At 48.9% G+C, this 23,418-nt stretch carries 28 protein-coding genes and 1 pseudogene; all 29 read right to left on the bottom strand.

Going from position 1 to position 23,418, the window contains the following annotated elements; all coding sequences use genetic code 11:
• Nucleotides 1–17: 17 nt before the first annotated feature.
• The gene (locus tag HMPREF1250_RS10815) at nt 18–1,325 is read right to left on the bottom strand and encodes a pyocin knob domain-containing protein (RefSeq protein WP_023052698.1); all 1,308 of its coding nucleotides are present in this window, start codon (nt 1,323–1,325) and stop codon (nt 18–20) included.
• Nucleotides 1,326–1,329: 4 nt separating this feature from the next.
• Nucleotides 1,330–1,581: a hypothetical protein gene (locus HMPREF1250_RS10810; RefSeq protein ID WP_071784746.1), complete on the bottom strand. Its 252-nt coding sequence runs from the start codon at nt 1,579–1,581 to the stop codon at nt 1,330–1,332.
• A gap of 93 nt (nt 1,582–1,674) precedes the next feature.
• On the bottom strand, nt 1,675–2,343 hold the full coding sequence (locus HMPREF1250_RS00945) for a hypothetical protein (RefSeq protein ID WP_036242231.1): 669 nt from the start codon (nt 2,341–2,343) through the stop codon (nt 1,675–1,677).
• Between the two features lie 7 nt (nt 2,344–2,350).
• Nucleotides 2,351–2,698, bottom strand: coding sequence for a hypothetical protein (locus tag HMPREF1250_RS00940; protein WP_036242230.1), 348 nt, complete (start codon nt 2,696–2,698; stop codon nt 2,351–2,353).
• Nucleotides 2,698–6,957, bottom strand: a complete 4,260-nt coding sequence (gene gpJ, locus HMPREF1250_RS10805; RefSeq protein WP_023052712.1) for a TipJ family phage tail tip protein — start codon at nt 6,955–6,957, stop codon at nt 2,698–2,700. The genes HMPREF1250_RS00940 and gpJ overlap by 1 nt, the downstream gene beginning before the upstream one ends.
• Nucleotides 6,950–7,351: a C40 family peptidase gene (locus tag HMPREF1250_RS00930; RefSeq protein WP_023052717.1), complete on the bottom strand. Its 402-nt coding sequence runs from the start codon at nt 7,349–7,351 to the stop codon at nt 6,950–6,952. The genes gpJ and HMPREF1250_RS00930 overlap by 8 nt, the downstream gene beginning before the upstream one ends.
• On the bottom strand, nt 7,344–7,937 hold the full coding sequence (locus tag HMPREF1250_RS00925) for a DUF1833 family protein (RefSeq protein WP_023052723.1): 594 nt from the start codon (nt 7,935–7,937) through the stop codon (nt 7,344–7,346). Before HMPREF1250_RS00925 ends, HMPREF1250_RS00930 begins: the two co-directional genes overlap by 8 nt.
• Nucleotides 7,938–7,940: 3 nt before the next feature.
• Nucleotides 7,941–8,306 carry a hypothetical protein gene (locus HMPREF1250_RS00920; RefSeq protein ID WP_036242228.1) on the bottom strand — a complete coding sequence of 122 codons (366 nt, stop codon included), beginning with the start codon at nt 8,304–8,306 and terminating at the stop codon, nt 7,941–7,943.
• A 6-nt stretch (nt 8,307–8,312) separates the two neighbouring features.
• Entirely contained in the window at nt 8,313–12,563 is a 4,251-nt protein-coding gene (locus tag HMPREF1250_RS00915) for a hypothetical protein (protein ID WP_023052708.1), read from the bottom strand.
• A gap of 12 nt (nt 12,564–12,575) precedes the next feature.
• Nucleotides 12,576–12,806, bottom strand: a complete 231-nt coding sequence (locus tag HMPREF1250_RS00910; RefSeq protein ID WP_231391259.1) for a hypothetical protein — start codon at nt 12,804–12,806, stop codon at nt 12,576–12,578.
• Between the two features lie 59 nt (nt 12,807–12,865).
• On the bottom strand, nt 12,866–13,291 hold the full coding sequence (locus HMPREF1250_RS00905) for a hypothetical protein (protein ID WP_023052709.1): 426 nt from the start codon (nt 13,289–13,291) through the stop codon (nt 12,866–12,868).
• A 64-nt stretch (nt 13,292–13,355) separates the two neighbouring features.
• Nucleotides 13,356–14,102, bottom strand: coding sequence for a phage tail tube protein (locus HMPREF1250_RS11695; RefSeq protein WP_023052718.1), 747 nt, complete (start codon nt 14,100–14,102; stop codon nt 13,356–13,358).
• Between the two features lie 12 nt (nt 14,103–14,114).
• Nucleotides 14,115–14,531 carry a DUF3168 domain-containing protein gene (locus HMPREF1250_RS00895; RefSeq protein ID WP_023052714.1) on the bottom strand — a complete coding sequence of 139 codons (417 nt, stop codon included), beginning with the start codon at nt 14,529–14,531 and terminating at the stop codon, nt 14,115–14,117.
• Nucleotides 14,528–14,965, bottom strand: a complete 438-nt coding sequence (locus HMPREF1250_RS00890) for an HK97 gp10 family phage protein (protein WP_023052699.1) — start codon at nt 14,963–14,965, stop codon at nt 14,528–14,530. Before HMPREF1250_RS00890 ends, HMPREF1250_RS00895 begins: the two co-directional genes overlap by 4 nt.
• A 9-nt stretch (nt 14,966–14,974) precedes the next feature.
• Nucleotides 14,975–15,304 carry a phage head closure protein gene (locus tag HMPREF1250_RS00885; protein WP_023052725.1) on the bottom strand — a complete coding sequence of 110 codons (330 nt, stop codon included), beginning with the start codon at nt 15,302–15,304 and terminating at the stop codon, nt 14,975–14,977.
• Nucleotides 15,301–15,477, bottom strand: coding sequence for a hypothetical protein (locus HMPREF1250_RS11500; protein WP_023052719.1), 177 nt, complete (start codon nt 15,475–15,477; stop codon nt 15,301–15,303). Before HMPREF1250_RS11500 ends, HMPREF1250_RS00885 begins: the two co-directional genes overlap by 4 nt.
• Nucleotides 15,474–15,749, bottom strand: a complete 276-nt coding sequence (locus HMPREF1250_RS00880; protein ID WP_023052702.1) for a head-tail connector protein — start codon at nt 15,747–15,749, stop codon at nt 15,474–15,476. The genes HMPREF1250_RS11500 and HMPREF1250_RS00880 overlap by 4 nt, the downstream gene beginning before the upstream one ends.
• 10 nt (nt 15,750–15,759) lie before the next feature.
• Nucleotides 15,760–16,899 (bottom strand): phage major capsid protein, encoded by a 1,140-nt coding sequence (locus HMPREF1250_RS00875; protein WP_023052716.1) that lies wholly within the window; start codon nt 16,897–16,899, stop codon nt 15,760–15,762.
• A 15-nt stretch (nt 16,900–16,914) separates the two neighbouring features.
• The gene (locus HMPREF1250_RS00870) at nt 16,915–17,664 is read right to left on the bottom strand and encodes a head maturation protease, ClpP-related (RefSeq protein WP_036242225.1); all 750 of its coding nucleotides are present in this window, start codon (nt 17,662–17,664) and stop codon (nt 16,915–16,917) included.
• Nucleotides 17,606–18,898 (bottom strand): phage portal protein, encoded by a 1,293-nt coding sequence (locus HMPREF1250_RS00865; RefSeq protein WP_051356030.1) that lies wholly within the window; start codon nt 18,896–18,898, stop codon nt 17,606–17,608. Before HMPREF1250_RS00865 ends, HMPREF1250_RS00870 begins: the two co-directional genes overlap by 59 nt.
• Nucleotides 18,898–19,080: a hypothetical protein gene (locus HMPREF1250_RS00860; RefSeq protein WP_023052700.1), complete on the bottom strand. Its 183-nt coding sequence runs from the start codon at nt 19,078–19,080 to the stop codon at nt 18,898–18,900. The genes HMPREF1250_RS00865 and HMPREF1250_RS00860 overlap by 1 nt, the downstream gene beginning before the upstream one ends.
• A gap of 9 nt (nt 19,081–19,089) precedes the next feature.
• Nucleotides 19,090–20,805, bottom strand: a complete 1,716-nt coding sequence (locus HMPREF1250_RS00855) for a terminase large subunit (RefSeq protein ID WP_023052707.1) — start codon at nt 20,803–20,805, stop codon at nt 19,090–19,092.
• Entirely contained in the window at nt 20,802–21,341 is a 540-nt protein-coding gene (locus HMPREF1250_RS00850) for a P27 family phage terminase small subunit (protein ID WP_231391258.1), read from the bottom strand. Before HMPREF1250_RS00850 ends, HMPREF1250_RS00855 begins: the two co-directional genes overlap by 4 nt.
• Before the next feature lie 160 nt (nt 21,342–21,501).
• The gene (locus HMPREF1250_RS00845; protein WP_036242221.1) at nt 21,502–21,852 is read right to left on the bottom strand and encodes an HNH endonuclease signature motif containing protein; all 351 of its coding nucleotides are present in this window, start codon (nt 21,850–21,852) and stop codon (nt 21,502–21,504) included.
• A 131-nt stretch (nt 21,853–21,983) separates the two neighbouring features.
• Nucleotides 21,984–22,427, bottom strand: coding sequence for a hypothetical protein (locus HMPREF1250_RS00840; RefSeq protein ID WP_023052720.1), 444 nt, complete (start codon nt 22,425–22,427; stop codon nt 21,984–21,986).
• 17 nt (nt 22,428–22,444) lie between these two features.
• Nucleotides 22,445–22,777 (bottom strand): hypothetical protein, encoded by a 333-nt coding sequence (locus HMPREF1250_RS00835; protein ID WP_023052711.1) that lies wholly within the window; start codon nt 22,775–22,777, stop codon nt 22,445–22,447.
• A complete protein-coding gene (locus HMPREF1250_RS11495; protein WP_023052703.1) occupies nt 22,767–22,943 on the bottom strand; it encodes a hypothetical protein in 177 nt (58 codons plus the stop codon). The genes HMPREF1250_RS00835 and HMPREF1250_RS11495 overlap by 11 nt, the downstream gene beginning before the upstream one ends.
• Nucleotides 22,944–23,105 carry a hypothetical protein gene (locus HMPREF1250_RS11490; RefSeq protein WP_023052710.1) on the bottom strand — a complete coding sequence of 54 codons (162 nt, stop codon included), beginning with the start codon at nt 23,103–23,105 and terminating at the stop codon, nt 22,944–22,946. It lies immediately after the preceding gene.
• Nucleotides 23,106–23,109: 4 nt separating this feature from the next.
• A pseudogene (locus tag HMPREF1250_RS11690) lies at nt 23,110–23,418 on the bottom strand (hypothetical protein); the annotation flags it as partial.

Genomic DNA, 23,418 nt, shown 5'->3' with positions numbered 1-23,418 from the left:
GTGTCACCCCCTCCTTTTTATGTTACGTTGATCGTGATATCACCGCTGCCGTCAAAAGTTGCGGAACCGCTGACTGCCCCCGTTATTGTTATCTTTCTTGCCGTCTTTAGCTTCGTCGCTGTATCAGCGTTTCCGTGAACGTTGCCGTAAAAGCCGCCATTGCTCGAATAAAACGCTTTTGCTTGCACGTCAGCTTCTTCCCCACCAAGGTTTTTAAAAACCCATTTATTTATCCGCTTAGTGCTTTTTTGCGTATCAGACCACCCGACATAAACAATGCCGCCGTTTGTATATCCTGATGAATTAAATTTGATCTCATTTCCGGATACTATTGATAATGATTTCCCGAATTCTGCGGTTGTTGCAGTAAAAGAGTTTCCGGTGCATGTATCAGCCGTAACGGCATTACCGGCAATACTAATTGGCCATGTTCCCGATGCACCGACACCGGTAAGCTGCGGCACATAAAGATTATAGTTTGCAGAATCGAGTATTATTTTTTCGGTGCCCCAATTTTTGTATACTTGCTTGTTCCAGTGCAAGCTGTCGTGATCATCAGTCATCCTAGTCGATATGCGCATACCGTGACGGGTTCCGTCGTCATTTCCGTTCCTGTGTCTGACGCTGATTACATCAAACCACGTCTTATCACTTGTATACATACTGCCAGCATATGTTCTTCTGCTTTGCACCATCGCATTAATATCCGATGTTTCGTCTGTATCAGCACCGGAAACGACTGCGCCGCTTTGTTTAAACGATGTAGATGTAATTACGCTATTTGTAATATCAGTGGCTGTGGCAGCTGTCCCAGCAGGCTGTTCAACCCAGCCCATGTTTTCTCTGCGGCAGAAAACTCTGTGAGTATTATAAGTAACCAATCGCTGCTGATAATACACGTCTTTTGTGACTGACAGCCGGAATGATTCAGTAAGCCCATTCGGCGTATTTGTTAGCGTACTTAAATTTACGTCACCGACAAAGACATATTCGCCGACTTTATAGTAATTGTTTAAGTCAGCACCGTTTGGAATCATTGTGTAAGTTAATGAATCGGCAGTGCCGGCATGTGCTACATTATCGACTGTGACCGTGTTTATCGTCCCGTCCGTATTTGTGATCGTAAGTGTATCGTTGCTGCCGACGATGCTACTTATAGCAGATTGTACTTTGCTAAATAGATACTCTAAATTGTTGACGATATAGTCCAGCGCACCATCGTTTGTCGTGTTGACAAGGGCTGACTTTTTCCCATATGCCCCAGCTTGGATAATAACGTCATTTTCGTCCCTTATTTCGCCATGCTGAAATGCCTGTGGTTTCATTCAATCACACTCCTGTCGTGTCTGCATTGGCTGTCTGGTCAGTGCTATTTGCGCCGACTTCCTTTTCAGCTGCCATCTTGGCAACTGTCAGCGTCACTTCATCACCGTAATTGATATCAGACACGGATTCTGTTGAGTCTGCCTGCAAGGTAAACATTTCTCCATACTCCTTATTGTAAAACGAAAGGCTAGTCAAAAAGCCATCTCCTTGAGGATAACTGACTTTGCCAAGTACGGTAAATCTCTTTGTCATCATATATATTCTCCTTTACTGGTTATTTGTAAATAAGGGGCAGTTTCGTACCATCGTAACTGCCCCTGTAATTATATGTTTTCTACCCATACTCCATTAGTAATTCGACACGTCTACGACAATAACTGACGTTGGCCCACCATATATACTTTTAAAGTCAGCACCTTGTACATACATGTGATTTTGATAAATTGACACGCTCTGCCCCCCTTCCATAGATAAAAGCATTGTGTCATTATTGTTTCCGCTATAATGGTATGATAAAGAATTAACTATTACCGCAATATCCTTTTCATAGTTTTTGGAAAATGACGAAAAATCATCACGATCCTTATATATGTAATCTAAAACTCTCAAATATTTAGTGTTGCTATTAAATATCTCTTCTTTGTCTTTGTTGTATATTAGCAATTCACCTGGGGCGGCTGAATGGGAACTACCAAACTCATACGCTTTCGTCAAAGATGGCGTTATTTTAGTGGTAAATAAAACGCTCACTCCGTCTGACAATACTCCGGAAACAGATGTCTGTTGAATAATGCCATCGGCTTTGATAGCAAGAAGATTCCCCGGTGAAACAGGTTGATATATTGAAGCAGTTTTTTCGCCAATCATAACAACCCCATCTGCAGGGCCGTATCTAAAATCCCCGTCTCTTGGAAGGGTACCATCATGATATGAGATTACTCTTTGTAAAGAATAGTTAGTAAATTCATCATCAATTACAATTTTTGATCCATTCGATATTTCTAAATATTTGTCCATTTTCCCCTCACTTATACACACCAAAAAAATAGACAACCGAAGTGTCAACCCTATGGTTATAACTCCAAGTGAATAAATTTTTATTCACGGAAAAAGATATATCATCCGTATTAGAAAATTTATCAAAACTTTTTCTGATAACAGGGATAAGATCTCCGTCATTTAAATTATCCACAGACACCTCTCCCGAAGAAGTAGAAAGTTCTTTGCTCCCTAAATATCTAACAACACCATCAGTTGTATCAAAATTAATATTACCTTTACTATCAAATATCTGAATTCCAGCCGGCATTTCCCTTCTCCTATACAAAAATAATCCAATTAATAACATCACTCCTAATATAAAAAATCCCATTACCAAACCCCCATTCTGACACGTAATACGTTATTGCTATCATAAATTAATATAAGATTATCTGATATTTCCACCCTCGCCCCACTTGTTTTTGTTCTAAGAGTTCCGATATTTGCGCTTATCGCGGACAAACTTTGTACATTTAACTTATCAGCTGTAACCGAGCCACCTGCAATCTTATCGACCGTGATTGCCCCTGTCTGTATCATGCCTTTTGCTACGACATTGTTATCAAAGATGGTATCCCCTGTGATATGCACCTTAGCGCCGCTGATCTTGACACTCTCTGTGGATACGTTGATCTGATTGATGATGTCGTTTTTCTGCACTTTAAGGCTGATATTATCTTGTATCTGTGCGATAGCCGAGTAGTTACGGGCACCTGCTGCACTGTTAAGGTTGGTCACGACAGATGTTATCTTGCCATCTGTTTGCTTGATTTGAGACGTCAGATCGGCCTTGTTATTTTGCACCGTTTGCGTGATACTGTCGGCGGTCTGCTTTAGCTGTGAGATGTCACCTGTATGGGACTGCACGGTCTGCGTGATAGACTTTGTGTCCTGCTGTATCTTGCTGATATCTTCTTCCGCAGCGCCGATACGCGGTATTGCTTCTTGCGCATCCGAGACGGCCTGCTTGATGACACCGTCTACTTTGGCCAAGCTGATTGCCTCATCCTTTATAAAGCTATCGTCGACGAGGACTTTAACGACTTGCCGTACCTCTCCGCTATGCTCGCCTTCACCAAAAAGATCGGTGTAAGCGACGGATACGTCGTAGATTCCTGCGCCACATGTATGTGTCAGTGTATTGTTGACCGTATGTACCGGCACAATGCCGCTTTGCGCGTCTGACGACGCGTCAAAGTACACTGTCATGCCGGTGCAGCCATTCGGTATCGGCGCTGCTACGACAGAGAGTCCGCCGAGTATTTGCGTGACCTTAGGTAGCGCCGGTTTCGGCGGAACGGGCTTATTGTATTCCAGGACTGCCGGCAGTGAATACTTATTGTCTCTGCCGTGTGCGTACAGATAAACAACGCCTTTTCGTGCGATTAGCGGTAGTGCTCCGGAGACGTCTTGCGTCCGCAGCAGCAGCGCCTGTGACTCAACACCCGGCTTTTGGTCCAGCCGCACCTCATAGTTGGCGATGTCGGTATTCGTGACCGCTCGCCAAGATAAAACAGCCTGCGCGCCAAAGCCGATTTGCACATTGTCCGGTGTATTCGGGATCATCGTCTTAAGAGCGATGACGGTATCGATGTGGGGCGCGGTATCCGGAGATACATACTCCCCGAGCTCGTTAGCCGTCGCGATTGCGATTCGTAGCGTATCGCCCGGTATCGCCTGCGGGATGACCATTTGTCCGCCCCCTTCTCCGGCAAAGATCCAGGGGCCGGTAAAGCCCATCTGATCCGCAGGCACACCTACAGCCATATTGATCTGTGTTGACTGGTCATAGTTGCTCTTATAATAGACGTGTCCCATAAGATTTGCCGACTGCCAGTTGACGACAACATCATACCGCGGCGTACCGTCCGGCAAATGCCGGTACCGTGTGTACGCTGTAATCCCGGTCGGGGTTATAGCCGGCAAGACATTACCATGCAGCCCGATGCTCTTACTTGCAGCACTGGAGACAAAGCCGTCCAGCACTGCACGTACCCGCACGTAATAGGTGTACGTCGGATCGGCGTTGGGTATATCCGCTTCCATCAGCGTCGTTGTCGTCAAATCCGTCCACGTGTACAAATCTGTAGAGTACGAGACTTTAAAACCGTCATACCGTGCCCCTTCCGGCATGTCCCACGTAGCGTGAATAACGCTATTTTTGTTATTATCCTTAGTACGGACGCTGACCTCAGATAGTTGCAAGTTAATCGGCGCTTTAAGCTGCGCGTTGACCGGGGTACTGTAGTCGATGATCGGATACCGATCGTAGTTGACATCGTACACCGCCGGATCATACTCAATAGCGGTGATCGTAACCTTGAGATCACCATCTTGCTCAATTCGGATAATGCGGAAAGGTTTAACGACTTTATCGCGGCCCCCCACAGCGTAATTATCGTACTGCGCCGGGGTATCGGCAGCAGTAAAGCCCTGTGACAGCGTCAGCGTATTTGTTGTTGTGTCTTTCGTGACGGCGACAATATCGCGTGAAATGAGCGCATCATCTGCCGAGCGCTGCACTAAAATACTATACGACTCAGAGGCGGCCAGCATGACCTCTTTATCAATGGTTATGGTGTTACCGCTGACAGAAACGATACGACCACTTAACACCCCGATACGCGGGACAGCATGACTGACGCCGATGATATCGCCATATTCGCACACAAGGGCATTGACGTCCGCACCAAACTGCACCGTCTGCAGCTCCCTCTCGTTAACGGCCAGACAGTGCATAGCCTCACGATAGGCCTGTGACCGTCGGGCAACGCCGAAAAGACTTAAATCTGCCGTGTTATCTTGCAGTGTACGCGCCTCCGCATATTTGCTGCTGCGCACAAAAAACTCCGTATTTTTAAAATCGTTTTGCCCGTCGTTATACGTGATCTTGACGCTACGTGCTCGGTCATCGCGAGAGGAAAAAGAGCCGCTAAACGACGACATCGTCGTCCGTCCCTCTCCAAAGATCTGCTTGACGACTCCCGGCATATCGACGACAATGCCGAGATTGGTGCCGTGCCGGATGATAGTGGCGTGGCCGACATTAGCCGCCTTATTGGCCGCTTCCAATCGTTTTTGCGTGACATCGAAAAAAGCGTCCAGCATAAATCTCTTTTCGGTCCCACCGTCACTGGTCGGAATTAGCTCGTCCGCATAGTCAGCAGCCTTTTGCCACTCGTGCCAGTATTTTGTAAAGCGCTCTGCCGGGCAGCCGTCAACTACAAACTCATATTGACCCGTGTTGACATTTTTGAGTTGCCGGCAGTGATGCAGAATGTCATATGCCGCCCATATCGGATTTTGTGCGGATCGCTGCTCATACGCCTGTTTTGCGGGGTTGTATACCCATACATTTAACCGCTTTTGCCGCCATGTCAAACTCGGAATGCCATTGTTAAGCTGGTTCGTAGCTTTAATCCGTAGTGCCACCAGTACCTTATTCGGCCGACAAAACGCACCGGTATTGATGTACGTCGAAATTAATGACCACTGCATCTGCGCGTAGTCTCTCGAGGTAATCGGCATCGTAACTGTAGTCAGCCGTACATCATACCGCCCTGCCTCTAAGCCCTCAAAACGATATGTACGCCGTACGGCGGAGTTAGTACTCTGCGTCAGCGAAAAAGATTGTTCTGCCCATTGGTTTTTACCGGTTGGACTGATCGCGATTTTAAAAGATACGGTCAGCTTTTCAAAATTACCTTTATCGCTCGTGTGATAAATCCCGCCCGGCCACGACAGCGTGACGTCGATTGCGTTGACTGAGTCGCTATCCGTACTCCGTGTAATTGTCGTACCCTCTTTACAGTCCATATCGACAGACTGGTCAGCGACGGTCTGCGGGAAGAAGGAAATCGGCGCTTGATCATTTGTCCCCGTTCGCGTCTCCACCTGCACATCATCAAACGCCGACAATGGCGTGTAGCCGATACGGAGATCGTCAATACTATCAATAGGCCCATACCCGCCTGAGTACAGCACATTAAGATACTGCACATCTTTTTCGCCGCTGTGCGTAGTTTTGCGCTTAAAGAAAAATCCTGTCTGGGACGTCGTCGTGACATCGTAGCGCTCTGTTTCCGTCTCAACGTGGTACATAAGCAGCTGCGGCTGAGGGATACACTCGCCAAACGTCTCGCCGATTGTACCCCCTTCGCGCGTCTGCACTTGCGGTAAGTCCCATCCGTACGTTTGCGACGATGATTGATCTTTTTGCAGCTGTTGATCAAGATGAAAAACACTATTGATTAACTTTCCGCCGAGCATCATGACCGCCCCGGACACCAATGCACGAGCAAACATACTGTGCAGCGCAAAAATGTTATGCGGCGCGGCAATCATCAAGCCAATCATCAGCGCCATACCAAATATTCTTTTGAACCCCCCTCCCCCCATTTGCGCCGCGACAATAACTTGATCATCGTCTTGTGGTATGTAGCTATACGGCGTGACAGCCATCTGTCCGTTAATAAAGACGTCAAGGTCTGTTACGTCGATATACTCTGTCAGCTTCTTGCCCTCGTAAGCGATTTGTTTGCGTGTATGCTCGCCTGTAAGGACATTGCTGACGGTAATTAATTCAAACACTCGGATATACTCCTTTCCGCGGCAAATAGTAGCCGATAACGCGTGGCCCCCACCGCCGTATTTTATCGATCTGTACTGCTGTATCATAGGCGTGAATAAACTCGCCGTATCCCAAATAAATGCCGCAATGGCTACCGTAAGGGTTCCCGATAAAACGGATCAGCACAAGGCAACCCGGTGTCGGTGTACCGAGACGATACCAGTTTTGCGGCAATCCGGATTTAAACGCTGCCATCGTAACCGCCGCGCTCGTTGCATCTAAAGGATACGGAGGCAGCTGTAGTCCCTGTCTCCGGTAAATCTCGACGGCAAGTCCCCAGCAGTCAAGTCCTGTCCGTACGTCCCGTCCGCCGCTTACGTACGGGATACCGACAAGGTCATCGTACTTAACCATAATTACCCGTCATCCCTTGCTCACCGCCAAAGCGGCTCGTGATCCGGCACTCTTTAAGCGTGTTATTACACGCCGCTGCACTGCCGCTATAGCCACAGCGGACCGATTTAAAGACAAAGGGGCAGAAGTTAACCATGTACGCGTCAAGGGGGAACTTATTGTACAACTCAGGACTGCATCCAAGTGTAAATGTAACCCACTGCTCATCATAGCCCGTCGATAAGTTGGTAAAGTCCAGCTGATCCAGCGGCTCAGGGTTATCCAAAAGCCCCGCGTGGACAACGTACACCGACACAGCAGCATCGGTGAGTCCCCCAAATTGCTGCAGGTACGACTGGATTACCCCACCGCAGTTACTAACCGTAAGCTTGACAGTAGGAAGCGTTGTGCCGTCTGTTGTGACGGCCGACAGTGTGAGCGGAAAGCGGGTCCATGTATGTCCGCCCCATACGACGTCCTCGTTGTTACGTGCAAGGTAAATCGGCTCCGGTAAATCTCGATGGTTAATCTTGAGTAGGATCAGAAAAGGCATATCCGACGCAAGTTTATTTTTTTCCAAAATCGCAGCCGTTTCCCAAATCAGCATATATCAAACCTCCTCAAAATTTAGCGTCAAGTAATACCCTTCTGGGTGTGAATAGTGCACTTTAAAATCTCCGGTAAAGCGCACTGTATAAGTTGTGCCGGAGTCATAATCGATAAATTTAAACATTTCAGATTTCCTAACCTTCTTCCAAAAATCCCGCAGCGTATTTTTTTCCGCCTCGGTCAAACAGGTCCAGGAATAGCTGAATGTCGAAATGGTACGAATAGCCCGCGGTCGCGTAATGCGATAGTTGGCATCGGTCTTACTCTCGATCGTGCTGTCTGCGATTTTCTCGACGTAGGTATCACCCACGTTAGTCGCCGTCGCTATCATCGGATCCGGCACAGCTGTGCGTGGAAACTCTAGCATTTTACATCATCCTTTCGCAGCATTTCGCACTGCCTGTGCCATGCCGCCCTCATTAGTTTCCGTCGCGTCAACGACGATGTTCAGCACCCACTTCTTGAGCTGGTCGTCGTAGTTGCTGGACTGCACGCGCACGTTATTATTACTGTTGTTAATAATATTGACTACCGGTGTCCCGGCACCCATGACCCCGACGCCGCCTGCCGTGTTCCGCGCAATGCCTTGTCCGATGCGCGAGTAGACATTATCATTAAGCGGCATAACAGCTTCGTGGTAACCCACCTCTCCCATGATCCCGACAGTAGGAGCGGTAACAAGTCCGCCGTTTGCGAAGTGGGGAATTGACAGACCGCCAAAGCCCCCTCCGTAGCTAAAGCCGGAGGCATATCCGCCGCTGTAACCACCGACGATATTGCTCATAAACGACGATCCGCCGCCGCTAAAGAACCCTCCGAGGCCACCGCCTCCACTACCTCCCAGCGCGCCGCCAAAGAGCATCATGGCAATCTTATTCGCTGTAACCTGTGCGACAGTCTTCGCAATCGTGCTCATGATCGACTTGCCGAGGTTTTCAAAAGCTTTACCGGCCCCTTGTGATCCGGATATCATCGACTCAAAAGCCTCCGCCATATCAGAGGCAATCGAGGTTGACCCTTCGGCAATCATGTCCGTCGTTGTTTGATTGGCTTTTTGCCATATCTCGTAGTAGGATTGACAGGCTTTTTGCTTTGCCTGCCACTCCATGACATCCTTTTGTGCCTGCGAATTTAAAAGCTTTTGCAGACCTTTTCCATCCCCGTTAGTAATGCTGTACTGAATCTCTTTTTCGTGAGCTTCGCGCATCGCATCGGTACGCTTTTTAAGCGCCGCAAGTACAGATGCATTGTACCAGTCATCGACTTGCTTCATGGCGGCCTTATCGTACTTGTCAGCCGCTACTTCGCGCTGCTTTACTTCGCGTTGCTTACGCAGACTCTCGACGGTAGCACGGTATTCGTCCTCGACCATACCTGTAAAACTACCACTTAACTCGTCGTTGATCTTCTCCGTCTCTTCTTTGAGCTTCTCCTGCCGGCTCTGCAACTCAGCGGCGATACGATTAATCTCGGATGTGTTATACCGATCGAGTAACTTTTCTGCGTCTTTAGTATCAACGCCTTTGCTCTTAATCTCTTTTAGTTTGGCCTCACGAGACTGATAAAATTGCTCAAGCTTTGCAGTGTCCTGCTCATACTGCGTAGCGTCGCTTTTGCTGAGCGTACTCTGCAACTCTTGCTCCAACTGCCGCAGCTCCTTGCGTCCTTCGAGTAGCCGCGTCATTTGCGCAGTCATACCGGAGTCTTTATGCATCCCGTAGTACGCCTTTTTGACTTTCTCAACGTAATCAGGGTCACCGCCGCCGTTGTACGCTTCGACGTTGGCCCAAGTCTCATCGGTACCGGTAAGATCCTTCTTCCGGGACAGCACAGCCATACCGGCACGAGCATTTTGCAGCGGATCCGTCTCCCATCCCGGGAAAAGTTCCGCTACACTACCGCGCTGACCATTAGCGGTAACAGCGTCTTGCCCACCGTCAAGTATTTGAAAGAGCCCCCCACCATCAGCCATGTTGACTGCGTTAATATCACCGCCACCAGTCTCGACGGCCGACATAGCCAGCGCTAAATAGGGATCCTTATGAAACTCTTCGGCAGCGCGTTTAATGGCCGCCCAATTTTGATTACTGCCCCAATCAAGGTCCTGCGTCTTAGGCGTAAGGCCGCCCATCCCCGCCAACGCTGCCGAGTCGATGATACCGACAACGTTACCGCCATACGAAGCGCGGTAGTCTTGCCCGTAAAACGACGATTGCCGGCCCGTACCGGACGCAGAGTAGTACCCACCTTGCCCGATCGTGATCGTGTGATTGCCGTTTTCGACGATTGCAACATCGCCGGGCTTTGCGTTGTAGCCATTGCCGTACTCATCTGTCGGATGCCATGCACCGCGGCGTTTCGCTTCTTGGATCCATGAACTGTTCGCAGCGTTTGCGTCACGGTCCTGTGTTTCCGCCCCGGCGTATAACTCATTGTCCATGCCTGACGTATCGACACCGGCGCCCTGCAGCCCTGTTTTAACGTAGATCGTGCATTCAAAACCTTTATAGTTTCGGCCTTGATTTGCATCCATATATCCCAAAATCGTTCGCCGCAGATCATCTTCCGAGTAAGAGCCTTTCCCCCTGCTTAAATCAAGATCGAGATTCGAGTTCGCCTTTTGTGCCGCCTCTTCAGCGGCTTTCCGCTGCTTTTCTGCCTCTTCCCACGCTTTTCCGCCGCCGGCGTTATACCAATTCCCATACTGTTGTGCGTACTCGTCTGAGTCTGGGTCAAGTGCAGTTTCGTTGATTCCTCCGGCAGCTACAGAACCAAGCCCCGTCGGATCGGCAGCAACGTTACTATTATCGCTTTGTCCCTCGCGCCAAATCTTGCCGTCATGTGCCGTATAGCGGACCCCGCCAGACTCCCACGTATTCGCCTTTCCCTCTTCATACTTTGCATGGAAATACTGAACGGCACAGTAAGCCACATACAAAGCGGCTGCGCCAACTCCGATCCAGCCGCCGGCGAGAGCAAACAACGCCTTACCTGCGACTTTAGCGGCGCCACCTACTTTACCGAGGACACCAATCGATTTCGTTCCGGCCGCCACTGCCTGCACGCCTGTTGTAGTGTGTGCAGTTGCCACCTTACCGAGCGCGACGGTATTCTCTTCTGCAGCAATCACAGCGGATTCACTGGCCCGCACTTCTGCGGCGCCGGCTTCTGCAGCAGCCACGGCAACCGCTTCATTGCTTTCGGCAACACGCGCGTTGGCTGCCACCTCCGACTCTGCCGCAGTCATCTTCGTCGCTGCCGCCTCTTCAGCTGCTACCCCGGTCGCAATTTCCGACTCGGCAACGGCGCGATTGCTGGTGATGACCGTTTCATTAGCCTCAATCTTTGCCACAGCCGCATCGCGCGCAACGATGCCGTTATCTGCCAATGCTGTATTTACTACCCCTGCCGACTCCTCAGCGGCAAGGTTAATCTGCGCAAACGCTTCTGTCATACTCAGGCGGATTCGTTCCGCCGATTCTGCAGCCTGTATACCGATCTCCGTAAATTTCTTCGCTAAGAATTGCTGCGTCTCTGCTGCAGACAGGTCTTGCTGTTCTGCCGTCTTGATAGCTTCCCTGCGCATCGCAGAGTACATGCGTTCGCTATCTGCGATAGACTTATTGATTCGCCGCTCTTGCACTTTCGTCAGCGCCGCTTGCTCAGACTCCGCAGCCTTGTCTTGCGCAGCATTCCGCACGGCACTGACGGCAGTACCGACAACGGTCATGCCGGCTTTAGCAATCTTAACTGCCTCATACGCGGCCACCAATTTTGCGAGTGTGCCAAGTGTTGACGTGACAAGTTCTTTATTTTCTTTGACCCAGCGTGCCGTACCGGCAAGTCCGGACGTAATCTGCGGTAAAAGTTCCAAAGCAACAGGCGCAAGAGCAGAGCCCGCTACTGTGCCGAGTTTACCCATTTGCAAACTGAGCTCTTGCATTTGCATATGCGCCTCGTGCATCTGCTTAGGATCAAGTCCCACGCCCTGCACTTTAGCCGCACGCTCAGACGCCTCAGCGTAGTTAAGTAGTGTCTTACTGAGCCCCAGCCCCCGCGCACCGAGAGTTGCCATAATAAACTCTTGGCCTTGCCCGGCGTCATTGGCTTTTTTGTAACCCTTAGCAAGCTCTTCGAGCTGCCCCGTAATTGGTTTCAACTTGCCACCGGCATCTGTCATGGAGATGCCCAGTGCCTTGAACACTTCTTCCGCACGTTTGCCGTCTTCGGAGTGCGTCAACAGCCCCTTATCGAGCCGCATCATCGCCTTTGCCGCCGTATCAGCGTCGCCACCTGTCATCTTCATGACCGACGAGAGTTTCACAGCCTCCTCGGCGGACAGCTGGAATCGCTGCTGCAACTGATAAACGGACTCTCCGGCATCAACGGCGGCGCCAATTACGGCATTTAGCCCAAAGCCTGCAGCCGCAACACCGGCAAAGCGGGCGAACGTCCCCATTAATCCCTCAACGTCATGCGACACCCCGGTAAGGCGATTGCTAAACTCATTCAGCGGCGTCGTATTAAACGCACTGTTAATTTCCTGTTTTGATTTGTTTAATTCGGAGGACAAGCCGCTGCCGTCCGCTCCAATTTTAATTAATAAATCCGCGATTGTAGCCAATGACTTGCCCCCTTATAAGCCAAATGCGTCTTTTAAATTTTGCATATCCTCTGCGCTGCGCCGCTCTTTTGCCTCTTGATACTCGGGATAGAGCGGTGATAAGATATCCTCCACTGTCACGTTGCTCCCCTCCGCCAAATGCGGGCGGAGCTGCCACAGCGTAAAGTACGCGGCCTTTTGGTCCTCTTCTTTACGGCGACGCATCAATCCTTGCACCATGACGTTAAACTCCCCGATCTGCAAGCGCTCAAACTCCTCCGGTTTTAACGCCAACGGGCCATAGGCAAGAGGTTCCGCGCATTTTATCCATTCTGCGACGGAGCCGACGGGGCTACAGCCTTCTTCGACTTCGTCGCTTTGGAGTTTTTTCCCGTATCGTTAAATTTAACCGGACTAAACAAATCCGTATCAAGCACCATAGTGCATGCGATCCCGCTCAAAGAGTCGATCGTATTACCTTCAACCGCACAATACTCTTCAATCAGATCAAAAATTTCGTCATCTGTGCGCTTCCCGTACTTGTCGTCATGGATGCCGTACCGCAGGCATGCAACTAAAAAGTCGATATCGACTCGTTGCGTAAAAGACCGGAGCGCAGCTAACGCCTCAAGATTAAAGATCGATATTAAAGATTTATCAATTTCGCGTTCAACGGCGCGCAGGTCCCGAATCGTCAAATACGCCTCATACCGATTGTCATTGATTGTGATAACTCTTACATTTTTCAAAAGGTGCACCTCGCTTTACTATAGTAAAAAGGGCGCCAATACGACGCCCTCCCTAAGAACCTACTTACGCTGCAGTTACTTTTAAGGTGTACAGCAAATCCGTGTCAGCGGTAATTTTGATATGGATAATGTTATCCCCCACCTTGACAGAGCTAGCCAGCGCGCCCGCTTTTAACAGCGTCAGCTTACCGCCGACATACGTATAATCCGTACCATACGCTAATTTCGTACCGTCGGGCATGATGACAGAGCGGATATTGGCATCTGCCGGCGTAATCGTAATCGTCACATCAGTAATGGCCGCTTTGCTTGCAACGGTACTCGTTGCCGCACTAAGCGCAGGCGTACCGCTAAGCACCTGTACATCACTGATTGGGCCCTTACCCTCAAAGGTAACTTTCAAGGTAGACACGCCACTATGGCTGTGGTCCTCGTTAAATGCGGTAACGGCAGCCCATCCGGTACGGTACGAGCCGTCCGGGTATTCCTGCCGGATGAATACAGGCTTACGTGCAGCAAAGCGATTTTCTAAAATAGCGACTGCTTCGTCATTTAACACATACAAGCCGTCGTAGGAGATTGTCCAGGATAACAAGCCGGCAAGTTTTTCACCGTAGTCTCCTGACGTTTTATGCGATGCATCGATCGACTCGGCTTTACGTTCCAGCGGGTTATTCCGCTGCCCGCCGAGTAAGATCCACGTCGGTGTACTATCGAGAGCGATATATAAAAGAGTATCCTTACCGGCAACGGCTTTTGTCGATTCCGGCATAGTTGGTAAATTTTTAATTTGATCTGCAGTTAATGCCATATAATGTGCCTCCTAATCTAAATTCTGTTGGACGATAAACTCGACTTGTAGCATCCCATGATAAGCACTCGTCTTATCCTCGTACAGCTCTTGCCACGCTTGATACAGCGAGATTGTAGCCTCACTTACCTGTGCATAGCCTTGTAAATCAAGTTTGTACGATGTAAGCAAAAAGACGATATCGTCCATAATACTGTTGATTTCTTTCTTCCCGTGCTGCTTTGACCACACATGGATTTGCTGATTGACCGCATGGTACATCGTCGTTTTATTCTCAACGACCGGCGTCCCGTGAAACTCACCGAGTACGATATACGGCATACTGTCCGTACCCGATGGCACAGCGTCGTATACCGGTATCGTCTGCCCGTCATGCAGTAACGTGTAAACAGCTGCCTGCAAGGCGTTAAAAGGGATGTGGCTTATCATTTACTTATCACCTCACGTATGGCGCTTTCCAGCGTCGGACGTACTGCGTCAAGGGCAGGCTGCATAAACGGCCGTGCCGCACGCTGCGGAATAGTGACGCGTTTCATAAACCAACCTTCAGCGCCGGGATATAACGCCTTTTTTTTGATAGGTATTTCTACCGATTTCGCAACCCCATACTCGATTAAGTGCCCGACTGGGTCAGCAACATTAATAGACGCGTAGGTTTTATACTCGTTATTAAAAAAAGTTAAGCCAATTCGAGTTTTTAAATCACCAGTGCCATAAGGAGCAAGCTCCATAGCACGACTATGTACTTCCGCAGCCTTATCATGCACGGTCTGACGTATCCGCTCTTGCGTTTCTTTGTCATAGTCGCTTAGCTGATATAGCGCGTTAAAAACCTCTGTATTGAGATTCGTTTTAATGTACATGTGCGCCCCCTATCCGTGCTTGCTCACCGCTTCGCACGTCAACGTGACAGTGTCCCGCTTCGGGCTATACTCGATGTGCACAATGCGATAGCGCATGCCATGATAGCCGAGTTCCCAGTCATACCCTATGTCCTCACGATACCGCAAAGTAATTCCCTGTGTAATCGCCGTAGTCGGAGCACCGGCCGCTTCAACGTCCGCAAATCGCGGTCGAAGCACTTTGGCCCATACGGTATCGACGAGAACAGGCAGACCATCGATATAGCCGCCTTGGCCGTCACTTTCGCGCATAGGTTTATACAAGCTGACACGCTTTGTGAAATCTGCTATCTTCGTCATGCTTCCGTCGTATCGGGAGCTGCTTGCTTCTCTTTTTTCGCTTTGGCGGGAATCTCTTTCACGTACCCAAAATCCAAATACGACTGCAGCGTCTCCTTACTCCCTTGATATGTATCGCCTTCTTGTAAAAAGGCATCTCCAATAGCCACGTTACACAGCGCCACGATTGTCATATTGTACTCCTTCCTGCGGCCTCGATCTGTATCAGCTGAGCGGTAATGCTGTAAGGCAGCTCGCCGGACTGCCCCACTGCACCACGATTGTCATACCAATGCGCCGCGAGTAATTTAAGCGTGAGTACGTGCTGCGGATTATCCGCAGCAAACGACACCCCCGTACCTTGCGTAATAAATAACTTTGCTGTATCGATAAGGTTTTTGATGACGCTATCTTCTTCAACGCCATCCACGCGCAGATACAGCTTTACGTCATCCAAAAGATCCATATGCTACACCTTACGCTAACGCAATCTGTCCAAAGACAGCGGCTTGCGGGTCAAAGGGCTGCACGTCAAAACGGGTAACAGCTTTGATATCATAGCTGTCGCGCAAGAAGCTGTTTCCACCGATATCCGTTCCTTGGAGCGTAATGGCTTGTCGATCGAAAAGGACGACAGCGTCTGTCATGCTGCCGATGATAAGAGGAGCCTTTCCGGTATCCGTAGGCAGCGTCTTGTTAGACACAACTTTAACCGGACGACCGAAAAGCATCTTCTGCGTCGGATCAAGCGGATTAGGCTGCAAAAGATAATCGCCTTGCGTATCCTTTTGCGTATCAAGATAATTAAACCCGTCCTGATTAGTAACCACTGTCGAGAGTAAGGACAGTGCCGGATCGAGCGTGACGTTCAAGATCTTCTTGACGTCATCGAGTTTAGCAACAGGCGACTTCGACAACCCGTTCAATACACTCACAATTTTTGTATTTTCCGTTACGACGGATTTTTTAGCAAGCCAATTGTACACATACGTCAAGAGGTTCTGATCGGTGTCGGCAAGCAGCTCTTTTGAAATCGGCAAAATACCGGCGTATTTCGCTACAGTGTATTTAATTTGTGTAAAGGTCGGGGCATCGGTTTCGTCAATTTGTGCCATTTCGGCGACATTAACAAAGGGTGTCATATCAGCCGTAGCTTCCAACACGCGCGTACCGGAGAGCGTATTGACGTTTTCGATACGGACAATACCCGACAACGGGTTAAGTGTGCGTTTCAACTCATTAATCTTAGTCTGCGCATCAACGGGAACAATAAAACCACCACTTGCCGGCGTACCTTCAATAAGGCTGCCTGCGGCATCGACAACTTGTTGAGCATAACTCATTTCGGCGTCATTTAACTTCCCGCGGCGTAATACTTGAGCAAGGACATGCGTTTTATCAACGACCTCATCCTCTTTCGAGTCTACCTTCGGCGATACCGGCGGTAATCCTGCCACATCTTCGACCGTTTTCAGCACTTCGAGTTCCCGCTTCATATTGCGCAGTTCAGCAGTAACACGTTCTGCGTCGTCAAGCTTATCTTCTTTCAAAAAATTTTGTACTTCCTGCGTTTTCAGCGTCATTTGCTGACGCAATTCGCGTTCTTTTTCTGTCAAGGTTGTATCCTCCTTTTACCGTAACAATTCTAATTCGCAAGCAATTTTTCGCCTGCGTAAGTTATTTTCTTGCTTTTCCCCTTCATTTTCAGCCGTTTTTGCGGCAATTTTCACTGCTTTAATCGCCTCCGGCATACGGTTAGTCACACGAGTACTGCAAGCCGTGAGCTGTATTTCCGTGTCGTCAACCACCACGTCAAAGACTTCTGCCGCTTCGGCGGCCGTATACCACGTCTCTGCGTTCACCGCATCATGGATATCGTCCGGCGTTACGCCGGGTTTGGCTTTAGCCAGGTACGTTTTTTCAATCCCGTCCTGAATGGTATCCAGCATCTCTGCCGCTTTCAACAAGTCGTCGGAATTACCGGACACACTAACTGCAGGCTTATGGATCATCAAAAATGTATTACTCGGCATATGCAGTTCATCGCAAGCCATAAAGATAACGCTGGCAACCGATGCCGCCCACCCGTCGATGATACCAACCGTCTTTCCCCGATGCCTTGCAATCATATTGGCAATAGCGACCCCGGCCGCTACGCTTCCGCCGTCGCTATTGATATACACATTCAGCGTCTTTCCGTCGAGCGCCTTAAGCTGCTCGCGGATATCGGTCGGCAAGACATAGCCGGGATCTGTATTCCCGTCCCAGTCGGACAGCCAACCTTTATATACATCGTCGGTAATATCGCCGTGAATATATAAATCAGCCGTCGTCGCTGTTTCGTTGCGGATTTTGAGACATCGCAGTGCGTTTTTCTCCATCCCCCTCACCTCCTTTCGCGGGCTCGCTTGCTTCTGCGCAGATGTTTTCAAGCGTGGCATAATTCTTTGAGACAAAGTGCGTGTCACCAAGCTCTCCGATTCCCGTAAGTTCTTCCATCTCGCGTACTTCATTTAGCGTATATACGCCGTTGGTAACCATCGTTTGATAGTACTGCGCGCGGGCCGTACTGTCGCCGCGGAGTTCCGCAGCAGCATTAAATTTGACATAAAAAGAAGCCCTTTCCTTTTCGGTAAAGAGCTTATAATTAATTTCCTGTTCCCACTGCGTAAAGATCGGCAGCAACGTTGTCTTAATATAGTCGAGGCCCATCGCTTCGGCGTTAGCGTAAGTCGCCCGATCAAGCTGCGCGAGCTTGTGAGGCGGTATGCGGTATACTTTAGCTACTTCATTTATGCCAAACTTCTGCGTTTCCAGAAATTGCGCCTGATCGAGTTGCATGCCCAGCTGTTTGTAGTCAAGTCCGACATCAAGAACGGCGATTTCACCGGCATTGTCCATGCCCCCATTCAGCCGTTTCCACTCTTCGCGCATGGCTTGCTTCGCCTCTTTATTCATCTTTGACGCCGTCTGTAAGACGCCACTGGCAAGTGTGCCGTTTTTATAAAAATCGTCGATGAATTTCTTGATCGCATTTTGACTGGATAACTCATCGAGTAGTGTCTTCCAAGGTGGTGTACCGACATAGCCGTCACGGCTCATTGTTTTAAAGTGCAAGACATCTGCCGCACCAAACGTATACTGCTTCCCGGCGGCGTCTTGGGTGTGATACTCCAACTTTCCGGCTGCCGTATTCAAATCGACTGTCGTATTAACCGGATCAAGAGGCCACAATGCACGCGGATATCCGTCGGTGCCCCATTCGATGTGCGCATAGCCGTTACCATACAAACCGACGTGCATCTCCAACGTTTGTTTAAAGGTAAACGCCGTCATGAAAGGATTCGGCCGATCGTACAGCAGCCTTGCCGCCGGATGCTGCATGCCTCGCCTCATATCCTGCTTTTTAAACGTGTGTATCGGAAGCTTTCCGAGATCATCTGCTAAAATACTGACACAGGCGTAAATATTAGAGTTTTTCAGCGCCTGTTCTGGCGTCATTGTATTATCGCCGCCATTCAAAGCACTAATAAGCCAGTCTTCGGGGCTGATCAGTGACCCGGTATGCGCCGGATTGGTAAAAGATTGATTGCGTATTGCTCTACGTAATAGCATTATTTACTATGCGGTCCTCCTTTCTGTTCCGGTACTTGCCCAATGATGTACGCCACGATAAAGCATTCCGCAGCAGCTACAAAAATTGCCAATATTGGATTGACGATATAGCTGCCGAAGACAGTCAACACGCAACCGATAGCAAGCAAAATATCGTCTGCGTACAGTAAAATTTTGTTCATCTTTGCCTCCTAAAAGCTAAAATCGTCGCTTAAAACGTAGTTACTGAGGTCGTCGCCGACAGAAATCCGTGCACGACTAAAGGCATTGATCATCGCAGCTATGGGGTCAATGCGATTCGTCGATTTTTCTTTATCGAGCATAATATTTTCATTGTGGTCCTTTTTCGTAACGGCATTACTGATAGCCCAATCCAACAGAGGATTGACAGGATGTAGAATCTCGCCGGCATATGCGCATTCTCGAAAGCTTTTTGTCGGCTCTGATAAGGTCATCATGCCTTGCCGAACCTCAATGCCCATATAGCCATCTTCCTCTAACTCCTGCACGTAATGCGTAGCATTATACGGATCGTAGCAAACTTCTTTAATGTTAATGCCGAGCTTTTCGGCCATCACCTGCATCCAACGTGTCATAAACCGATAATCCACAACATCGCCCGGCGTCGCCGTTAAATATCCGGCAGCAATCCAGGCCCGGTAGGGAACTTTATCCGTTTTTTCCTTACGCTGCAGCGTTTCTTCCGGAATAAAACTGTGCCCTGTCACTAAATATTTCCCGTCGACCGGTACGACAATACCGACCGACGTAAGGTCAATCTTACTGGAAAGGTCCAGGCCTACATACGCATCTGCGCCGTAGGTGTCAATCAAATCAATATCGACCGTGCCGCGGGCTTTCCATTTGGCCATATCCATATACGACATAGCGGATTGATTAACCCACAGATTCATGTTCTTCGTCAAAAAACTTTCCATCTTTTCAGGACTTTCGATGGCCGACGCGAGACGACTGCGAATATTGGCAATTCCCTCGGGATAGGTAGCGGCGATGGGATTAGCCTTAATCCAGCAATCCTCGTTTTTAACGTCATCAAGCAAATTGCCTTCTTCGTCACGATCCAATTCGTTAACCATACAAAAATAATCGGGCACGTCAAAATCAAGATCGGGATTCAGTATCTTTTCTACCAGTGGATACTCAACACGATAACACGGTCCACCGAAGTTGCTGCCCGCCGTAGTGATAATAAAAAGCAGCGGCTGCTTTCGTGCGATCATGCCGGTATTGATGACTTCCAAAATTTCATCGGTCGGATGGGCATGATATTCATCGATCAAGCCGCACTGCGGGTTTAGACCATCTCCAGTCTTGCCGTCATCTTTCGACAGCGCGCGTAATATCGAGTCGCTCTTAGGATGACGGATCACGCCATAACTCTCCGTCCATTTACCGCCAAGCATGGGGCAGCGTTTCAGCATAGCAGCTACTTCGTTGTATATAATCTTGGCCTGCAGCGTTTTAGTTGCACCGATATATACTTCGCTCATCGGTTCACCGAGCGCCATCAGCTCATAATCGCCGACGATTGCCAAAGACTGTGACTTCGCATTTTTTCTGGCCACCTGCCAATACGCCTTTTTAAATCGCCGCAATCCGGTATTCTTGTGCTTCCAGCCGTAGACATTACCGAAAATAAACCGCTGTATTGGGGCAAACTCAATAGGCTGTCCAGCCAGTACGCCTTTTGTGTGTCGATGAATTGAGGCCCAATCAAAAAAGCGCTGTGCCGCATCGTTGTCAAAGACATACGGGAAAGCCTCAGTCCCTGCCCGTTCAACGTCACGTAAAAAGCGCATGCACGCCCATCGGTGTTTCTGGCATACATGCGCCGTATCTTCGATACGTTGGCGGCTATATTCAATTAACTCTTCATCGATAGTCATACATTACCAAATCCCTTCGCAGCGAGCGGGTCCTCTTTCTTAACCTCTTTCTTTGGTACGTTTCGTACTTTGGCCAACGGATTCAAAAACAGCCGGTCTTCCATCTGTACCAGCGCTGACATTTTTGCGTTAATCGCCTTATCAAGCGTAAGCAAACCGCCGACTGACGTAAGGTAGTCAATCTTATCGTACAAGTTGGCGGCTCGGCGTGCTCCGTACCTATCCGCAAGTACTTCCAGCGTCTGCGTCGCCTCATCCTCTGTCAAATGTATATCGTTGACCGTCGCCCTATGACCAATCAGATCAAGATACTCAGAAAAGGCCACACAGTATCTCGCCATCATGCCGACGTCTGCTGACGATACAAAATCAATCCCTTTGTACAGCTTAACAATCTCTCGCCACTTCTTATATGCCTCTTTATCGGCTTTAACATATGCCGGACAGACAAGTTTCGCTTCGCCGATTTTTACTTCTTCTTTTTTTCGTTGCTTAATCTCCGCTTTCGTCAGATGGCTCGGATTACCACTCAGCATATGCATCTGTAATGGGATAGCTGGTCTACCTGCCGGCATAGTTATCACCTCTAATCAAGTACCCTGATAAGCTCAAATTTCCGAATTTTTTAAAAAGATGAGACCCACGCGGTCTTATACTTTGGTCCCAAAACATTTTTAGGGCGGGGGTATCCTCCATTTACCTAATAATTTTATTACCAAATCCACCGTTTTCTTTTGCCGTTTTGCGATTATGGCAAACGTGATTCATCGCTTGCCAGTTATTCGTGTCCCAAAACAGCTTAGGATCACCACGATGAGGAATGATATGGTCCACTACATCAGCCGGAAGCGGCTGCCCTGACGACGTACACTCAGGGCACTGGCAAACCGGATGAGACGCAAGGAAAGCGGCACGAGCTTTCGCCCACTTACTGCCATAGCCGCGACTGGCCGCGGACCCCCGCCGTATCTCTGTTGCCTTCTTGTGTTTATCGCAGTACCGGTCCTTCGTTAGCTGATGACATCCGGGATAAAAGCATTCATGCATTGGCATTACATCCTCACCCCTATCTCTCTAACTAAAAGGGACCGCTCAATGCCAAGGCGGTCCCAAATAAAGAGGTGTAAAACTTATGTTCAACTTTCACACTGATATAATACCACAGATTGATATCGCATTTAAGCAACCCTGTCTAAAATCTTTTGCATCGCCGCCAGTGCTTGCTTATGGATCTTGTGCAAATTTTGCCACGAACACCCGCGCTTATCTGGTGACTCCGTCGTCCACTCCGCTGCGATGACTTCCCACGCCTCACCCAAGAGGTACCGCTTAATAAGGAGCTGTCGCTGTTTTGCACTGGCCACTTGCGATATGTAGCCGTAGGCCTCATGCCTTAGGTCAATCAGACGATCCCACTCGGCATTGATACGTGCTCGCAGGTCCTCTACTCTGGCTATCTTATCCGCTATATCCGTTGCTATACCGCCGGATACCCGATTCGCCGAGTAGTCCGTGGCGCGCAGCGTACATATATCGGCAAACAGCCGCTCTTTTAATTTTTCCTTAGCCCGCAGATCCATGTCGATACTGCGCAGCCGATTAAGATACTCTTTAGCCGTCATTAAACATCAACTCTCTTCTATCCATTCGCCACCACTTCACCAAGCAAGTCCCCCTCTCTGAAATCGAGAGCCAATTCACTCTTTACAAATTCCCGCAGCTCCTCATATCCAACGTCACCGATACTATCACTTTGGCTATACCCATCCATCCGCCGGATTACTTTTTGTATTCTACTTTTCCCAAAGCCGTACTCATCATGCAAAGCTAAGGCAAGCTGCGTTCTAAAATACTCCAAAGCAAATTCCGTTGTATGTTGGACAGCAGCGCGCCTCATATCCTGAGTATATAGTTCAATCAACTTTTCACCATTCTTCGATTTCAATAAATCCCGTCGTTGCTTACGATTCATTGAGGGCCTCCCTATCTTCATGTATAACCTCAAATTCCGCCTGCAAGCGCAGCACCTCAAATTCAAGTTCTTTTATTTTCGGAGCTGCAAACAGTGCCGCTACCATTACGCCTATACTTGCTCCGGCCATCAATCCTACGAAAAAAGCGATTCCATACCACGCCATTTATCCTTTTCTCCTCTCAATAAACTCAATTTTAATTTTAAAATCACATACAAATGCCAATAGCATTACAGCTTTCTTGAACAGTTGCCGCTTAACCTTTGCTTCTTTATATACCCGTCCGACAGCCAAATCGCCAGTCGGGTCTTTATATGACTTCGCCATCGTATTACTCCCTTCCGAGGTTATCAACCAGATCCATTAACCCGCCTTGAACTAATTCGCCACGGTCCAGTATGCCTCCGGCTTTCACACGCAACCGCATTTCACGAAGCAGCGCAACCAATGACGACCCATAGCTATTTAACGGCTCTTTCATCTGATTGTATTCAGCCTGAGACTTAAATCCATGTTCCTCATGAATAATAGGACGAATCACATACCCAAACTCATCATCCGGTAGTAATTGGCTGCCACGAGTCCGGAGAAAGCAGAGCACATCGGCGAACTCCGGATTAATCAATGCAGCTCGGAAAAA

The sequence above is a fragment of the Megasphaera vaginalis (ex Srinivasan et al. 2021) genome (genome assembly GCF_000478965.1).
GTDB classification, from domain to species: domain Bacteria; phylum Bacillota; class Negativicutes; order Veillonellales; family Megasphaeraceae; genus Megasphaera; species Megasphaera vaginalis.
This window is presented reverse-complemented; position numbering and strand designations above follow the sequence as displayed.

What these genes read in the sequence shown, in the direction of transcription:
- HMPREF1250_RS10815 (WP_023052698.1), bottom strand. Translation starts at nt 1,325, where the DNA reads ATGAAACCACAGGCATTTCAGCATGGCGAAATAAGGGACGAAAATGAC.
- HMPREF1250_RS10810 (WP_071784746.1), bottom strand. Translation starts at nt 1,581, where the DNA reads ATGATGACAAAGAGATTTACCGTACTTGGCAAAGTCAGTTATCCTCAA.
- HMPREF1250_RS00945 (WP_036242231.1), bottom strand. Translation starts at nt 2,343, where the DNA reads ATGGACAAATATTTAGAAATATCGAATGGATCAAAAATTGTAATTGAT.
- HMPREF1250_RS00940 (WP_036242230.1), bottom strand. Translation starts at nt 2,698, where the DNA reads ATGGGATTTTTTATATTAGGAGTGATGTTATTAATTGGATTATTTTTG.
- HMPREF1250_RS00930 (WP_023052717.1), bottom strand. Translation starts at nt 7,351, where the DNA reads ATGGTTAAGTACGATGACCTTGTCGGTATCCCGTACGTAAGCGGCGGA.
- HMPREF1250_RS00925 (WP_023052723.1), bottom strand. Translation starts at nt 7,937, where the DNA reads ATGCTGATTTGGGAAACGGCTGCGATTTTGGAAAAAAATAAACTTGCG.
- HMPREF1250_RS00920 (WP_036242228.1), bottom strand. Translation starts at nt 8,306, where the DNA reads ATGCTAGAGTTTCCACGCACAGCTGTGCCGGATCCGATGATAGCGACG.
- HMPREF1250_RS11695 (WP_023052718.1), bottom strand. Translation starts at nt 14,102, where the DNA reads ATGGCATTAACTGCAGATCAAATTAAAAATTTACCAACTATGCCGGAA.
- HMPREF1250_RS00895 (WP_023052714.1), bottom strand. Translation starts at nt 14,531, where the DNA reads ATGATAAGCCACATCCCTTTTAACGCCTTGCAGGCAGCTGTTTACACG.
- HMPREF1250_RS00890 (WP_023052699.1), bottom strand. Translation starts at nt 14,965, where the DNA reads ATGTACATTAAAACGAATCTCAATACAGAGGTTTTTAACGCGCTATAT.
- HMPREF1250_RS00885 (WP_023052725.1), bottom strand. Translation starts at nt 15,304, where the DNA reads ATGACGAAGATAGCAGATTTCACAAAGCGTGTCAGCTTGTATAAACCT.
- HMPREF1250_RS11500 (WP_023052719.1), bottom strand. Translation starts at nt 15,477, where the DNA reads ATGACAATCGTGGCGCTGTGTAACGTGGCTATTGGAGATGCCTTTTTA.
- HMPREF1250_RS00880 (WP_023052702.1), bottom strand. Translation starts at nt 15,749, where the DNA reads ATGGATCTTTTGGATGACGTAAAGCTGTATCTGCGCGTGGATGGCGTT.
- HMPREF1250_RS00870 (WP_036242225.1), bottom strand. Translation starts at nt 17,664, where the DNA reads ATGGAGAAAAACGCACTGCGATGTCTCAAAATCCGCAACGAAACAGCG.
- HMPREF1250_RS00865 (WP_051356030.1), bottom strand. Translation starts at nt 18,898, where the DNA reads ATGCTATTACGTAGAGCAATACGCAATCAATCTTTTACCAATCCGGCG.
- HMPREF1250_RS00860 (WP_023052700.1), bottom strand. Translation starts at nt 19,080, where the DNA reads ATGAACAAAATTTTACTGTACGCAGACGATATTTTGCTTGCTATCGGT.
- HMPREF1250_RS00855 (WP_023052707.1), bottom strand. Translation starts at nt 20,805, where the DNA reads ATGACTATCGATGAAGAGTTAATTGAATATAGCCGCCAACGTATCGAA.
- HMPREF1250_RS00850 (WP_231391258.1), bottom strand. Translation starts at nt 21,341, where the DNA reads ATGCTGAGTGGTAATCCGAGCCATCTGACGAAAGCGGAGATTAAGCAA.
- HMPREF1250_RS00845 (WP_036242221.1), bottom strand. Translation starts at nt 21,852, where the DNA reads ATGCATGAATGCTTTTATCCCGGATGTCATCAGCTAACGAAGGACCGG.
- HMPREF1250_RS00840 (WP_023052720.1), bottom strand. Translation starts at nt 22,427, where the DNA reads ATGACGGCTAAAGAGTATCTTAATCGGCTGCGCAGTATCGACATGGAT.
- HMPREF1250_RS00835 (WP_023052711.1), bottom strand. Translation starts at nt 22,777, where the DNA reads ATGAATCGTAAGCAACGACGGGATTTATTGAAATCGAAGAATGGTGAA.
- HMPREF1250_RS11495 (WP_023052703.1), bottom strand. Translation starts at nt 22,943, where the DNA reads ATGGCGTGGTATGGAATCGCTTTTTTCGTAGGATTGATGGCCGGAGCA.
- HMPREF1250_RS11490 (WP_023052710.1), bottom strand. Translation starts at nt 23,105, where the DNA reads ATGGCGAAGTCATATAAAGACCCGACTGGCGATTTGGCTGTCGGACGG.